Annotated in this window: 7 protein-coding genes; 6 read left to right on the top strand and 1 reads right to left on the bottom strand. The window is 53.0% G+C overall.

From position 1 onward, the window contains the following. Positions 1-193 precede the first annotated feature (193 nt). Both ACR0DU_RS09755 and ACR0DU_RS09750 read left to right on the top strand, forming a co-directional pair. Positions 194-1,933 (top strand): type I secretion system permease/ATPase, encoded by a 1,740-nt coding sequence (locus ACR0DU_RS09755; protein WP_480874075.1) that lies wholly within the window; start codon positions 194-196, stop codon positions 1,931-1,933. After that, positions 1,933-3,240 (top strand): HlyD family type I secretion periplasmic adaptor subunit, encoded by a 1,308-nt coding sequence (locus ACR0DU_RS09750; RefSeq protein WP_480874072.1) that lies wholly within the window; start codon positions 1,933-1,935, stop codon positions 3,238-3,240. Before ACR0DU_RS09755 ends, ACR0DU_RS09750 begins: the two co-directional genes overlap by 1 nt. Positions 3,241-3,260: 20 nt before the next feature. Here ACR0DU_RS09750 and ACR0DU_RS09745 read toward each other — a convergent pair whose 3' ends face one another. Then, on the bottom strand, positions 3,261-5,306 hold the full coding sequence (locus ACR0DU_RS09745; protein WP_480874070.1) for a dockerin type I domain-containing protein: 2,046 nt from the start codon (positions 5,304-5,306) through the stop codon (positions 3,261-3,263). A 221-nt stretch (positions 5,307-5,527) separates the two neighbouring features. Between ACR0DU_RS09745 and ACR0DU_RS09740 the strand changes: the two genes are divergently transcribed. The 4 genes from ACR0DU_RS09740 (at position 5,528) to ACR0DU_RS09725 (ending at position 13,846) form a co-directional block, all read left to right on the top strand. Then, positions 5,528-9,379, top strand: a complete 3,852-nt coding sequence (locus ACR0DU_RS09740) for an Ig-like domain-containing protein (RefSeq protein WP_480874068.1) — start codon at positions 5,528-5,530, stop codon at positions 9,377-9,379. A gap of 65 nt (positions 9,380-9,444) precedes the next feature. Next, on the top strand, positions 9,445-10,263 hold the full coding sequence (locus ACR0DU_RS09735; protein WP_480874066.1) for a SapC family protein: 819 nt from the start codon (positions 9,445-9,447) through the stop codon (positions 10,261-10,263). A 156-nt stretch (positions 10,264-10,419) separates the two neighbouring features. Then, entirely contained in the window at positions 10,420-12,552 is a 2,133-nt protein-coding gene (locus ACR0DU_RS09730; protein ID WP_480874063.1) for a type I secretion system permease/ATPase, read from the top strand. Further along, the gene (locus ACR0DU_RS09725; protein WP_480874060.1) at positions 12,536-13,846 is read left to right on the top strand and encodes an HlyD family type I secretion periplasmic adaptor subunit; all 1,311 of its coding nucleotides are present in this window, start codon (positions 12,536-12,538) and stop codon (positions 13,844-13,846) included. Before ACR0DU_RS09730 ends, ACR0DU_RS09725 begins: the two co-directional genes overlap by 17 nt. The last annotated feature ends 20 nt before the right edge of the window (positions 13,847-13,866 follow it).

The raw sequence follows: 13,866 nt of genomic DNA, 5'->3' as shown, positions 1-13,866 counted from the left end.
GGCAGTCGGCGTGTTCCTGCCATATTCGAACGAGCAACAGCATAAACACCGCCGAAAGCAACTAAGCAGCGGATACGCGCGTTGTCCCTGCATAAGCGCGCAGATATAGTTGCCACAATTGTCAGGTCGATTTCGGGTTCTGGAAATTCGGCTTTTGACGAGTTCTCGATGTGAGCAATCAAGGGCCTTTCGTGTGAGTTTGAAAAATCGCAACACCCCACCCCAGCGCCACGAGCTTCGAAAAGTCCGCAACCAAGGCAACAGCTTCCTTGCGCTTGCGTTCCTGTTCAGTGTGTTTGTCAACTTGCTGATGTTGACCGGCCCTCTGTTTATGCTGCAGGTATATGACCGGGTCCTTGGGTCACGCTCGACCGAAACACTGTCAGCTCTGTTTCTGCTTGTCGCATTGCTTTATGCGCTGATGGCGATGCTGGACTATGCACGTGGCCGGATCGTTGCCAGATTTGGCGCCCGTTTCCAGTCATCCCTTGATGAGCGCGTGTTTGAAGGAACGATGCGGCGTGCCTTGTTTCCGCAAATTCGGTCAGCGCCTGCTACGGCGTTGCGCGATTTGGAGTCGATTCGCTCGTTATGCGCCTCCCCTGTTTTGCTTGCAGTGATGGACATTCCGTGGACCCCAGTATTTCTTGCTGCGATTTTTCTGTTTCACCCATTGCTGGGCTGGCTGGCGATGGCTGGTGGTACACTTTTGGTAGTGATTGCTTTGCTCAACCAAGGTTTAACGCACCGTAAGGTCGCAGAAGCGCAGGTGGCGACTGCCAAAGCCAACGCATTTTCTGAACACGCCCGGCAAGCTGCCGAAGTGGTGAGATCGCAAGGAATGCAGGAGGATGTATCTAAGCGTTGGCTGAACCAGCGGACCGAAGCGCTCTCGCAGTCGATTTCCGCCAGTGACTGGACAGGCAGTTTCACCTCACTCACCAAATCACTTCGGCTGTTTCTTCAATCTGCGATGTTGGCACTAGGTGCATGGCTTGTTCTTCGCAATGAAATGACACCCGGTGCGATGATCGCAGGCACTATCCTTTTGGGTCGTGCTTTGGCACCGATTGAGATGGCGGTGGGCCAATGGTCAATGATTGAACGTGCGCGTACAGCCTGGATCAACCTGAACCAGTTTCTCGACTCCACACCGCCAGAGGCATCGCGCACGAAGCTGCCTACCCCCAAGGCACATCTTGTGGCAAAAGGTTTGACCGTAATTCCGCCTGGCGCCAAAACCCCAACATTGCGCAATGCCGCGCTTGAGCTGGAGCCCGGCAGAGCGCTAGGCGTCATCGGTAAAAGCGGATCTGGCAAAACAACGCTTGCCAAGGCGCTGCTTGGTTTATGGCCCCCTGCAGCAGGTGAAATCCGTCTGGGGGGTGCGACGCTGGACCAATACGATCCTGACGATCTGGGGCAGCACATTGGTTATCTGCCGCAACAGGTTACCTTGTTCAATGGTACTGTGGCCGAGAATATTGCCCGTATGTCTCAGTCACCTGATCCCGAAGCGGTAGTTGCAGCGGCGAAAACTGCCAATGCACATGATTTGATTCTCGGCCTTGAGAAGGGCTATGACACGTTCCTCGAGGGGAACGATAGTCAGCTCTCGGGAGGTCAGAAACAACGCATTGCACTTGCGCGGGCACTCTATGGCAATCCTGTTGTGTTGATCTTGGATGAACCCAACTCGGCTTTGGACGCCGATGGAACTCTGGCTTTGAACACTGCGGTACGCGAGCTTAAGAAAGCAGGCAAATCCACCATCATCATGACCCATCGCCCGCAAGCTATCTCAGAGTGCGATGATCTTGTCGTCGTTGAAAAGGGTCAGATCGTAAAATCCGGCGGGCGCGATGAGGTGTTGAATACAATGGTGCAAAACGCCAACGTCATAAAACGGCATCTGAATAAGGTGGGTGAATGATGTCAGACAAGAGTTCACGTCCAGCCTGGAGCATCACGGCACCAGCCGTTGTCGGCTTATTGGCCCTGGCAATTCTGGTGTTAGGGTTAGGAATCTGGAGCGTCCGCACCGAACTGGCTGGGGCGATCATTTCCCAGGGTGTGATTGAAGTCCAAAGCAACCGTCAGGTGATCGAACATCCTGATGGCGGGGTAGTCGGTGAAATCTTCGTGCGTGACGGTGATAGTGTCACTGAAGGCGAATTGATGCTGAGGCTCGACGATACTTTTCTGGCGTCGGAGACAACCATCGTTGAATCACAGCTGTTCGAGTTGCTTGCCCGAAAAGCTCGACTTGAGGCAGAGAGGGATGGCGCGAATGTCGATGCACTTGCCCAAAGCCTGCAGGAGCTCAAATCCAATGAAACAATCGGTGATGATTTGCTGGCGGGCCAGCAACGTTTGTTCAATGCAAGACTTGACACGTTGACCCAACAGATTGACCAGTTAGGCAAACAAAAGGTTCAGATCGGAAACGAGATTGAGGGCACGCAAGCGCAGCTTGCATCGCTGAACACGCAAGTTGGACTCATCAGAACCGAACTTGAAGATCAGCAGGGTTTGCTGCAACGCGGTCTGACGCAAGCAAGCCGTGTCTCTGCCCTACAAAGAGAAGAGGCAAATCTTACCGGACAAATAGGGCGGCTTGAATCAACCATTGCACGGCTCAAGGGCCAGATCGCAACGACCGAAATTCAGATTGTCCAACTGCAGGCCACCCGCCGCGAAGAGGCGATTACCGAACTTCGAGACGTTCAATCTCGTGCGGTTGAGTTGGCAGAAAGGCGCCTTGCACTAACCGAGCGTTTGTCGCGCCTGGATATTCGCGCACCCGTTGCTGGCACAGTTTATGACAGCCAGGTTTTTGCGATTCAGTCGGTCATACAACCCGGTGAACCGATGATGTACGTAGTTCCTCAGGACACTCCGTTACTGGTTGCCGCGCGTGTTGACGCATTGCATGTGGATCAGTTGCATCGTGGACAGGATGTCGCCCTTCGGTTCCCGGCCTTCAACCAGCGTGACACCCCCGAGATCGAAGGCCATGTAGTCAACGTTTCGGCTGACACGTTCACCGATGAGACTAGCGGCTTTACTTTCTATAGGGCCGAAGTGGTGCCCGATGAAGGCCAGCTTGATCGTCTCAACGGTCAGGAACTGCTGCCTGGAATGCCAGTTGAAGCTATGATCAAGACAGATGAGCGTACACCTCTATCCTATCTGATCAAACCATTGGCTGACTATTTTTATCGCGCATTCAGGGAGTGATCGGGGCCTGAAGCCCATGCTCAAACTGCTTCGACATTTCCCAGGAGTATTGCGGTCATATCAAGCGTCAAAGCGCCATCTATTATGGTGACATCGACGCTTGTATCGTAATTTACATTGTTTCTGGAGATATCAGTAAAATCTTCATTCGCGTCCAGAAATACCCATTCAGCCCCATGTGCGGTGGGTTGACCAACCGCGACTTGTAGAATTGCCAGCGCGTCGAGGGCATTAACCGACCCATCTCGGGTTATGTCGGCTGCGATGAAATTCTCTGCAGCGGCAGACCCCCAGGTTGGATCCAGACCGACCGACATACGCAGAACCTGCAGTGCATCCAGCGCGGTAATTTCGCCGCTCGCTGTCGAATAAGACTTGATGATTTCTAGTTGTCCGGGAAACGTCCCATCCGGTACTTCCAAATCGAATTCACCATATTCATTGGCTTGCACGGTGAGAGTAGAGCCTCCATCAGGCGTAAACCGGATTTCGGCATCCCCAAGCGCTGGATTGCGGACGAAAGCATCAAGTGTAAATGCGCCAGCTAAACCTTCAGAGGCGTTGTTATCCGGACCGGAACCCAAATCAATCGGGATGTGGTCCGGCCCACCAAACCCGGACCCGAACACCTGAGCGCTGGTCAAAGGGGTGTTGGTATCCGAAATCAGGTCGATTGTTTCATCAAGATAGGTTATGCGTGCGCCTGTCGCTGTTGAGGTAAAATCCAGCTGCGCAGGAGTCCTAAGGAACGGGTAGTGCGACAAATCCAGCCGATCTGTTCCAGCCTGAAAATCCGAAATAACAGTTGGACCACTGCTTTGACGGATCACGAATACATCCGCGCCTGCCCCACCTGTCATGATCGTTGAACTTGTACCGGTGATCAGGATGTCGTCGCCCGCTCCACCGTTCAGGGTTGAATCCAGAATCCCTCCGCTTAACAAATCGTCTTGCGCGGTCCCGGTTACCGACCCAAAGCCTTGCGAGACAATTCCCAAATCCGCAACTGATACGCTGAGATGGGTTATGCCCGGATTTATTTGAGACGTTGCAAAAACCTGTAATTCGTCCCCCACATGCGTGATGCTGAGGGATTCAACATTCTGCAATCCGGTTTCCAGCGTATTTGCAAGACTATCCATATGAATGAGTTGCCCATCCGGAGTCATCGTGAACAGTGTGACGCCATCATCGCCGCCCCCTGCCAGGACAAAAGCCCGCCCCTCTACTTCAATGACCGATAGATCCTGTACAGATTCGAATCGGGTATGCAGTGTATCCAGGGCGTGATTGGTTGGTCTGAGCTGTCCATTGTCGCCCAATTCCATGACGCTTATTGAGTTGCTTTGCGAACCCGCTACGACGACCCAGGATTTGCCATAAGCCTGAACAACTTCGATAGCAGTTGGCGCGCTTATCCCGAGCGTCTGAATCGAAGTATTTCCATCGACCGCGGATAGTACACCTGAATTCTGGTCGACCAAATACGGCTGGATAGAGCTGCTTGCAGTATCAATGGACATGACGAAATGTTTCGATCCGGCTTGTATCGCCCGTAGCTCATCTGCTGAGCCTGCAACCGAATTTATCAGGCTCAAAGTCCCGTCTAGATTGATGTGATACGTTGCAAGCTGCCCGGTATCAGTTTGTGAAAGCGTAAGAATTTCGTTTGTACCAACCGTCAACTGTGTCGCTGCAGAAATATCTCCGCCGCCAGACAGAGTGTTTGTTTCGCGGATGCTGCCAATGCTTCCATCAGGGTTCAGGTCATATCCGATCAGACCCGTCGCGGTATCGACGTCCAAAATTAGCTGATCGCCAGAGGCGAGTTGGATTGGAATGCCACTCCGACCGACTTGATACGAGATCGACGCGTCGAAATACTGCTGTTCTATTTCCTGAGGCGATACTTCCGAACCAAGTTGCCACGAAACGATCCCGCCTCCGGGTCCAGTGATACTATAGAGATACGTTTCTCCGTTAAACGTTTTTAAAGCCGTATCGCCGATACCTGAATCGAGCGCTGCGGTCCCCGTTGCCACCACACTTTCGAACTGAAGCTTCATCGCCCCTACCCCCTACCACCCCTGGCAGTGGAAACAGGATGGAACGATACGCAGACCAGAACCAGAGCAGAAATGTGGTGAAAATAGGGACTTCGGTTCCAGATTAATTCAAGTTTTCCGGATTGCTCCCCCAAAGGTGCCAGATCGCGCCACGAATGAATGGGTTTGAACCGGGAAATGCGGGACATGCAAAAACCGCGTCCATCAAATGTGAGGGCAACATGACCAACAATACCGGCTCGACCAAAATTTCGATCACGGACTCTCAGCCCAATGCGCAGCGCAAGCGCCATGTTCGCAACTGGATAGACAAAAAGCTCAAGCTATTGGCCAAGCGTGGATTTGCAGGTGGTCTTGGGTCAACACTATTGGCATTGCCGGTGTTGGCACAGGCGACCGACGAACAGCTCGAATCCTATCAATTTGCAAATTCGATCCCCGGTGTTCTGGTTGTAAAATTGCTTGCAAATGGTGATGTCCAACTAAGCTTGGCGGATGGTCGAACGATTGTTGTCACCGCCGAGAACGTTCAAATTCTGGAAAACGGCGCGATTATGCTTGCCGACGGGGTCGCCGCAGAAATTGCTCAATTCAGTCTCGCAGCGGAAGCCGCCGGAGCGACCGCCGCCGCAGGCGGGGTGAGCGGCGCGGGGCTTGCATTAGGTGGGCTGGGTATTGCCGGTGCAGCTGCCGCTGCTGGCGGAGGTGGTGGTGGAGGGGGAGGAAGTGATGAAGATCCCGAGCCAACTACGGTCGCAACAGAACCTCCTCGCCCACCCAGCCTTAATCTGCAGGAATTGCAGACAAATGAACTTAATAATATCAGCAGCAAATCAGCGACCCCCGAGGGCACAACTTCGGTAGAGGTAACCATTGGTTCCGTCACCAGAGCTGTCACCCCCGATATCGATGGAAACTGGAGCGTTTCGCTGACTCAAGCCGAAGCGGCCGCGCTCCCTCAGGGGATTTCAACGGTTACAATTCGTCATCTGGATGGAATGGGCACGGAACTTTCGGTGGATACCGCCAAGTTTAACGTCGATACAGTCCCACCTACATTGGCAATTACCGCGTTTTCAGCTGGCGCAGTTTTGAATGGCGCAGAACAAAATGGCGCTCTTGAAATCTCGGGCACAACAGATGCGGAAAATGGCCAAATTGTCACGGTAACAGTCGGTGGTCAGTCCTATCAAGGGACAGTTTCTGGGGGCAGCTGGGACGTCTCGGTACCAGCCGTTGATCTTGCGGCTTTACCAGACGGAGCTAACATCGCAGTAACGGCAGATGTAACTGACCGCGCAGGCAATCCCGCCGTTCAGGTAAATGATGCATTTGATACAGACTTCTCTGCTCCTGCTCTGACTCTGAACCCTGTCGCCGGCGGATCTATCGATCTTGCAGATGTTGGCGGCGATCTGGTTCTGACGGGGACAACCACCGCCGAGAACGGTCAGGCCGTTACCGTATCTTTCGACGGCCAAGATTATGGCGGAACCGCTTCGGGCGGCAGTTGGTCGGTGACGATCCCGAATGGGGATCTTTCTGGACTGGCCACCGGGGTGCCCGCTACCATTTCTGTTGCGATCAGCGATGCTGCGGGCAACCCTGCAACACCCATTGTTGTCTCTGTACCGGTCGATCTCACTGGTCCTTCGATAGCAATTGCTCCCCTATCCGTCGGTGCCGTCCTGAACGCAGCTGAGGTGGGTTCTGATCTGACCGTAAATGGGACAACAGGAAACGTATCTGACGGTCAGCAAGTTTCGGTCACTCTGAACGGCCAAACTTATACAGATTTGGTATCGGGCGGCAGTTGGAGCGTGAATATTCCAAGTGCAGATCTCATAGCACTCGCTGATGGCGGAAGCTTCAACCTGACGGCCGACGTTACTGACGCTGACGGCCTACCGGCTCCGCAGGACGTTGTCGGCCTGTCCAAAGATGTTTCAGCGCCCACATTGAACATTGATAGCTTTTCGCATGGCGCAGTCATGAATGCGACAGAGCGTGATACGGACCTGACCGTCTCAGGAACCACTTCAGCTGAGGATGGCCAAACGGTGACCGTATCCCTCAACGGGCAATCCTATACGGGTATTGTTACAGGAGGGTCTTGGATTGCCACCGTACCTACCGCAGATTTGGCGCTGCTGTCAGATGGCGCAACGATATCCGTGACTGCAAATGTCTCCGATTCGGCTGGTAACCCGTCATTGCAGGCTTCCAGAAGCTTCGACACTGACTTCACACCTCCAGCATTGGTGATTTCGTCCCTATCCGATGGTCCGGTGATAAACATCGCCGAGCAGGTTACTGATTTGGAAATTTCCGGAACGTCCAACGTCGGTGATGGAACACAAGTTACTGTTCAAATTGTAGCTTCAGATGGCACTGTTTTGCTAAGTGGTTCCACCCCTGTCAGCGGAGGTGGCTGGACTTACACTGCGGCCGCATCTGACCTGAGCAGTTTGCTAGATGGGGCATCATACACCGTAAATGCTTTGGTTTCCGATGCCGCTGGGAATGACAGTAGCGCCTCGGCAAGTTTCAGCACGGACCTTGATGTACCTACGATTACGATGAACCCTCTGACTGTGGGTCCTATACTGGACGTGATTGAACAGGGATCTGATCTGAACGTTTCAGGTTTCACCTCCGCTGAAGATGGACAGTTGGTTACTGTCAATCTGAACGGTGCGGATTATACTTCGGTGGTTTCTGGTGCTACCTGGGCTGCGGTTATCCCTTCTGCTGATTTGCTTGGGCTCGCAGATAGCAGCAGCTTTCAGATCACAGCATCGGTCCAGGACGCAGCAGGGAATCCGGCAATTGACGCAACAGCAACGTTAGATACAAACTTCCGTCCTATCCTGAGCCTCAATACGCCCGGAACGAACGGAGCAGTTTCGTTAACCGATGTGCAAAACACTGGATTAACGATTTCTGGTGGTTCTACGGGTTTAACGCCAGGTCAGGCGATTGATGTCACGCTAAATTCAGTCTCCATCGGCAGCGCAACCGTTGCCGCTGATGGAAGTTGGAGCCTTGCAGTGTCCGCTGCAACCTTCGCCTCGATCGATGCTGGAGACTCTCTCGATTTTTCTGCACAGGCAACTGTGTCTGGTGGTCCGGACCCCTCTCCAATTTCGGTTGAAACCTTCGCTCATGTGCCAGCCGCTTATACTATTTCTGAGGTTGGTCGAAGCGGATCGACGGTGACATTTGAGATCTACGCAGACCCGGATCGCGATATCTCCAGCGGACTGGCATTTACAGCTGATCTTGGCTTTGATTCTTCGATTGCGACATATGACAATGGGTCCGAGATCGAGAACGCGGATTTCAACCTGTTCCTTGCGAACCCAAGCGGAGGTTCCACGATCAGTTTCGCCGGAGCTGCGACAAGCTATGGAGATTTGTCGCAACCAGTTGTTACATTCACGATGACCGTGCAGGATGCAACCAGACCGATAGTGCTGACGTTGACCACACCGGATGGCGGGCCGTCGCAACTTCATCTGGGGACCGCTGGGGCTGATCATCTAATCGGGTCAAACGTCGACGATGTCATCCATGGCGGCGATGGAAACGATATGATTGACCTCTCAGGCGCAGGTCGTGACGTTGTTGTGTTTGATGCAGATCCGGCGGCGAATGGCCTGGATAGTGTTCGCAACTTTACACTCGGCCTGGCAGCGAGCGCATCAGACGCGCTGCTATTTCATAATCTCGATGCAAGTACGCTGCGCGGTGACGGTACTGGAGTCGAGTTGCTTATGGCAGGAGGCACCATCGGCTCAAACACCGGCTTCGTTGGATTGGAAACTTCACTTGCTGATCTGGATGTCAACACGATTGCCAGCGCTGCAGAGAACCTTACAGGTGCTCAGGCCGGAGACGAGATATATCTTCTTGCAACAGATGGCTCTGACAGCCTTGTTGTCAAAGTCGATTATTCAAGCCCAGGTTCAGCGTCGGTGGAAACACTGGCGCAATTTGAAGGGCTTGCGGACCTAAGTGCGTTGACATCAGACAACGTCCTGTTGACCGACCCGACCGGCGCTTCTGCTTAAATCGCCGATAGGCATTTGGCTAGATTACCTGAGGTGATCTCGCCGTATCCTTACAAGAGGTTTGTATGACAGAGAATGGTCTTGTCCCCGTACATGTTCGGCGTCATCGCAACTTTTTCTGGCGTCGTTTCACGTCTTTCAGATTTGCCCAAGGCATGGCCGGATGTCCGATCGTTATTTCAGAAATATCTCGGATCGCGTCTGCGTTCCCCATTGTGTTTCAGCTGCGGGGGGATGATTTCATACCGACGGCGCTGTTTTCAGTCGCTGCTGGCATAGCGTCACCCTTTGTCGATCCAAAAGGGCATTGGCGTGCGCCGTACGTACCGTCAGCGCTTCGTTCCTACCCGTTTTACGCAGGGCCTTGTAGAAATTCCGACGTTCCTGCGGTGCAAAAGTTGTGCCTGTACGTAGATGAAAACTCTGGATTGTTGACGCGCGATCCACAAGATAATCCGTTTTTTACCGACCAAAATAAACTGTCTCAGGACCTCCAGGACGTGCTGCTGTTTTTGCAACATCGTGAAGCCGCAGCAATCACAACCCACCGCCTTTGCACATTGCTTGCAGAAATGGAGCTTTTTATTCCCCTTCAGGATTTTGAAGGGATCGCTCTGCCCCCAGCATGTTGGGGCATCGATAGAAAAAAACTAAATCGCGTTTCGGATGGTTTCAATCTGACGCTGATAAAAAATGATGCGTTTGAACTTATCCACGCTCATCAGATTTCGTTGTCGCAATGTGCATGGCTGGCACAAGCGCAGAGAGGCTCAGAATACAATCATTCGACTTCGAGCGACACACTAAACGGGTTCTTAACCGCGATGGCCAATGATGTAGCCCATGATCATACATGCGCAGAGCCGATCAATGAGATGGGCTAACTATCTATCAAATCTACCGTTTCTGGCGACCGTGCTTTTTTCTACACAGAAAGTAGCGCCAAACCTAATTTGTGAAAAGCGGGTAACAACTGCGAGCCGATCCGTAAATTCGATTGATCTGTTGATCGTCAAACTAAACTATTGGGGTAGGCTCACATGAAAGTTACTCATGGTTCTTTAACGCAGCTAGAATCTTGCTTGTTAAATGTAGCAGCTACGCTCGAACGCACTTTGACAATATCGACACTGTCGGCCGCACGGTCGGGTGAGGCGGATGATCTAACCGTTCGCGACGCGATAACTTTGGCGCAAAATGCCGGGATGCAAGTTGGTTTTGGAGCACAAAAAATCAACGCATTTGACGCAACACTGGCGCCAGCGATCCTGTTGTTGAGTGATGATCGTGCCGTCGTTTATCATGGCCGCTCGCAATCGGGTGATCTCTTACTTTTTGATCCAGCGTTAGGCGATGGCGTCGGAGAGATTTCTGAGGGAGATTTTCAGGAAGCATATACAGGCTATGCCTTACTTTTTCGACGGTCGCACGACGACGAGGTTGGAACCTCTGATGCGAGGCACGAAGGGCACTGGTTCTGGTCCGCGCTTGCGGTGAATCGCTGGTCCTACTTTCAGGTCGCGTTGGCGGCTGCGATGGCGAATATTCTGGGGCTGACGACTTCAGTTTTCATAATGATTGTCTACGACCGGGTGTTGCCGAACGAAGCAACGGAGTCTCTTCTAGCTCTAACTTTCGGCGTGTGCTTGGCATTGATATTCGACTTTGTGCTTAAGCTCTTGCGCGCCGGTTTCATTGATCGCGCCGGACAACAAGCCGACATGTTCATGGGGCGGCGCATCTTCGACCAGATGCTGAATATCCGCATGACCGCACGGCCAGGTTCAGTCGGTGAAATGGCCAGCACGATAAGAGAATTCGAAACCCTGCGTGAGTTCTTTACTTCGGCCACTTTGGTCGCAGTTGTGGACTTGCCGTTCATCGCCGTCTTTATCCTTACCATCTACCTCGTCGGGGGGCCATTGGCGCTGGTTCCAGCACTTGCCGTACCGGTTGTTTTGCTGAGCGGATTAGCTGTCCAACCAATGTTGTCACGGCTGGCGGAAAATAGCTTTGCCGATGGACAGTCAAAGCAATCTGTACTGGTCGAGACAGCAACTGGTCTTGAGACGATCAAGACCACAGCTGCAGGTCGGAAAATGCGAACGCGCTGGGAGAATGCAATCGTGCGCCAGTCGGAGCATGGGGCGCGTAGTCGCGCCATTACCCAGTTCGCACTGAACCTGACCGGGCTTACTCAACAAGCCGCGCAAGTGTTGATTGTGTTCTACGGCGTATTTCTTATTGCAGATGGCCAAACCAGCATGGGTGCGCTTGTGGCATCAGTTATGCTGACTGGACGGGCTTTGGCGCCATTGGGCCAGTTGGCTCAGACACTTACGCGCATCAATCATGCGCGTAGTGCTTTTCGCAATCTCGATAAGCTTATGCAGGCAGATAACGAACGGCCGCAGGGCCGCTCATGGGTGAGCCGACCCGAGATTTCCGGGCGCATCGCGTTTAATAATGTCCATTTTACTTACCCCGAGCAAACAGACGATACGCTAAAGGGTGTTTCCTTCACCATCGAACCGGGTGAAAAGGTAGCGATCCTTGGCCAAATTGGATCGGGCAAGAGTACGATTGCGCGATTGCTGCTGGGTATATATCAGCCGCGCGTGGGATCTGTAATGCTCGATGGGCTGGACATCCGCCAAATCGATCCCGGAGAATTGCGTCACAACGTTGGCTCGATCTTGCAAGATATTTGGCTGTTCTCCGGTTCAATCAGGGACAATATTGCCAGCGGTATGATGCGTCCGCACGATAGCGATGTAATCCGCGCTGGTCAGGTAGCGGGGGTTGAGGATTTCACCGCCAAGCACCCGCTCGGTTACGACCAACAAATCGCCGAGCGTGGTGAAGGCCTGTCAGGCGGTCAGAGACAATCAGTTGCTCTGGCTCGGGCGCTCATCGGCCGCCCCCCGGTGTTGGTGTTGGATGAACCGACAAGTGCCATGGATATCAAATCAGAGGCGGAGACAATCAAAAGGTTAAAATCTGCAACGCAACACACCACGATGGTGATCGTGACACATCGTACAAGTTTGTTGGAACTGGTGGACCGCGTCATCGTGATTGAGGATGGCAAGGTCGGCATGGATGGACCCAAAGGCGTTCTTGCGCAACATGTTCGCAATCCCGGGAGGCATCTGAATGTCGCGGCATCCTGAACTTAAACAGCTCGCGCGCGAAATGCAGGGGCAGGCACCGCTCCGGGGATCGGTATTACTGTTCCTGATAGTGGGATGCATCATCACCGCGGTTGCGTGGGCAAATTTTACAGAGTTGGACGATGTTGTACGCGCCGATGGCCGCATAGTACCCTCCGGAGACATTCAGGTTATTGAAGCCACCGAGCCGGGGGTTCTGCAATCTCTGCATGCATATGAAGGGCAGCTGGTCGAAGCCGGAGCGTTGTTGATGGAACTCGACAGTAACCAGATTGAACGTGAGTTAGTTCAGGAACAACAACGCGCATATGCTTTAATGGCGCGTGCCCAGCGACTGCAGGCGGAAATAGACGGGAGTGATCTGCAGTTTGGCGAACCCTTGTTGAGCGAAGCTCCAAGCGTCGTACGATCAGAAACAGCGCTGTATCGGGGGAGGCAAGCTGAACTTGCCTCCGAGATTGCAATTCTGACGAGACAACACGAACAAAGACAGCGAGAGTACGAAGAGGGTTTGGTGGATCAGATTACAACAATGGAAACATTGAATGTTCTGGCTGAAGAGCGCGCAATGATGGAGCCTCTGGTTGAGCAACGCATGGAACCTGTCACTACATTGCTTGCATTGCGTCGGAGTGAGGCAGAATGGACTGGCCGAAAGACCAGGGCTAAGGCGGTGATAAGCCGCCTTAAGGCCGGTCTTAACGAAATAGATGAAAAAGTAAGCGCAACGCGCAGCAGATTTCGCAGCGCTGCACTTACGGATTTGGCATTGGTTACGGCGGAGCTGTCGGCGTTGCAACCTGCCCTGCCCTCGCTACGTGATCGGGTGTCGCGCGCGCAGATTCGTGCTCCGGTTCGAGGCATTGTAAATCGCATCCACAGTAAGACAATCGGAGGTTTGGCGCGCAGCGGTGAAGAATTGATCGAAATCGTGCCATTGGACGACGGATTGTTGGTGGAAGCTTACATTCGCCCCGACGACATCGCATTTTTGCATGCAGGACAACAGGTTAAGATAAAGATTACGGCCTACGATTATTCTCGATACGGCAGCTTAGACGGTGAGATCATTCGCATTGGAGCTGACGCAATAACGCGTACTGAACGGAGTGAAGAAGAGGTCTTTGCAGTTGAAATTCAGACCTCAGACACCATGCTGGACGGATCTGGTATGGCGGTCGAGATTATACCCGGAATGATCGCGGAAGTTGATATCCTTGCGGGACGAAAAACGGTGCTGGATTACCTGATCCAACCGGTATTGAAGATCAAGGACCGGGCCCTTCGCGAATGAGCTCTCGTCTCAAGAAATGC

The sequence above is a fragment of the Ruegeria sp. G2 genome, from assembly GCF_056533505.1.
This window is presented reverse-complemented; position numbering and strand designations above follow the sequence as displayed.